A 2,196-nucleotide genomic window follows, 5' to 3' on the forward strand; every position below is an offset into this window, starting at 1 on the left:
CGCACATCTCGTCGAAGCCCTTGCCCTCGTCGTTGTCGATGAGCTCAGAGGCGCCGTCGGACTCGCCCGGAGGCTTGATCCAGACGTAGGCGTCGATGCCAGGCTCGGGGGCCGCGACCGGACGCTCGCCCAGACCGGCACCGGCCTGGTTGCACCAGTTGCCCTTCTGGTAGCGCTGGTCGATGCGCGACTCGTCCACATAGGTGCTCGGGTCGGTGGAGGTCGAGGTACCGGTGGGCCGGTAGTCGCCGCCCCAGCCGTTGCGGCTGGTGTCGATCAGCATGCCGATGTCGTCGTTGTAGCCGGCCGAGACGAGTTCGGTGCGGAAGGCCTGAGCGAAGTCGAGCTCCCCGTTGAAGTCGTTCCAGTCGACCCACTTGACGTCGGGGTTCTGGTTGATCGCCTGGCCGCCGACATTGTCGTCGACGTTCCAGTAGGGCTCCTCCAGAGCCGAGTAGTTGGCGGTGTTGGTGATGAACCCGGACACGTCGTTGGCGGTCATGCCGTTCTGGCCGATGAGCGAACCGAACAGGTCCGCCGAGGCGAAGAAGTTGTCGTACATCGCGTTCGTGTCGCCCCAGCCGATCCAGCCGTGGTGGCCGGCGTCGAGGTACTGGTACGAGTTCGGCTGGTCGCCGAGCTCGGACACCGCGTAGGACACGCCGTCCTCGTAGTTGCCGTTGGCCAGCATGGTGTCGCAGTTGGTGGTCGCGGTCTCGCGGGGCGAGACGTTGGTGACCAGGTTCGGCAGCGAGTCGATCTCGATCACGTTGACGATCTTGATGTCCGCGTAAGCGGGATCCGACTGGATCTCCACGATCGGGTCGATGTACTCGTTCTTGTAGCGGTCGATCTCGCCCGCGCCCAGCTCACCATTGGAGGCGAGGGCGGCGCAGTCGCGGCCGGGCAGGTTGTAGATGACGAACTGGATCAGGTCCGCGCCCTGAGTGAGAGCGGCATCCAGGTGGTCGCGCATGCCCATGCTGCCGGTGGTGGGGGAGTCATTGCCCTCGATGGCGCTGATGCGGTCCATCCATACGCCGGTCGGCTGGTCGGCGACGGCTTCACCACCGCTGGCCTCGGCGTTGGCGGCCCAGGTCGGGTTGACGTAGACCTGTGCGCCCACGTACGGGTTGTCGACCCTCGAGCCGTCCGGCGGGTCCGTGGGCTCGTCGGTCGGCTCATCGGACGTCGGAGGTTCGGTGGGACCGGTGCCGGGACCGTCGCAGACATCGCCATTGAGAGTGAACTCGGCGGGGGCCGTAGAGCTACCGGAGCCGATGAAACCGAATACCTCGCGGCTCTGGCCCGAGGAGATGGAGGCGTTCCAACCGACGTCGGAACCGGTGAACGTGGTGCCGCTCTGGGACCAGTCGACGTTCCAGGCGGACGCGACGCTGGTGCCCGAGGGGAAGTCCCACGAGACGTCCCAGCCGTTGATCGCCTCGTCGGCGCTGATGACGACATTGGCCTGGAAGCCGCCGTTCCAGCTGGAGGTGATGTTGTAGTCGACCTGGCAGCCCTCTTCGGCGAACGCGCTGTTCGCCGACGCGAGTGTGACGGCGCTGGCAGCGAGCGAGGCCACTGCCACACCCACGATCAGCTTTCTTCGACTTCGATGTACTTGCATAATTCGATGTCCTTCGTTCTCGGGGCCCCTGCCGGGTGCGGCGGAGCGGGGGTTCCTTCGGGTTACGGACTTGCGCGGCACACCTGAGGGCTGGAAGAGAAGGGAAGCGCTCCCAAGTGATAGATCGATAATCTCCGATGTTTCCATGTCATGTCAAGGTTCCAGAGGGGACTTTTCTAAAAGATTGTTCCGGAAAGCGCTTGATCTGATGTTAGCGCTCCCGCATTGGGCGTCACCGCTCCCGCGTCGAGCGTTGGCGCAGCCGCCCACGACGAAGGCCGGGCCCCGCCAGATGGCGGGGCCCGGCCTCTCTTCTATCCGGAAGGAACCGAGGATCGAGTTCGGTCCCTACCCGACGGTCTTAGCTGACCGGCGGGTAGGCGTTCTCGAGCAGCTCCTGACTGTGCTTTTTGGTTCCAGGAGCTGCTCGAAGCCGGTCAGTTCACCGGCGGGTAGGCGTTCTCCAGCAGCTCCTGGAACTGCGCCTCGGACCAGTGGCCCGAGATCGGCATTTCCCCGCGGGCGCCGCTCATGTTGTTGCCGTTGCGGATGTTGCCCTCGTAAGC

General features: G+C 64.9%; 1 protein-coding gene. It reads right to left on the reverse strand.

What is annotated here, in order from left to right; genetic code table 11:
• A partial coding sequence (locus tag FAB82_RS08875; RefSeq protein ID WP_136534190.1) for a glycoside hydrolase family 6 protein occupies positions 1–1,630 on the reverse strand: 1,630 nt, incomplete at its 3' end.
• Between the last annotated feature and the right edge of the window lie 566 nt (positions 1,631–2,196).

It is taken from the genome of Glycomyces buryatensis (assembly GCF_004912275.1).
In the GTDB taxonomy this organism is placed as follows: domain Bacteria; phylum Actinomycetota; class Actinomycetes; order Mycobacteriales; family Micromonosporaceae; genus Glycomyces; species Glycomyces buryatensis.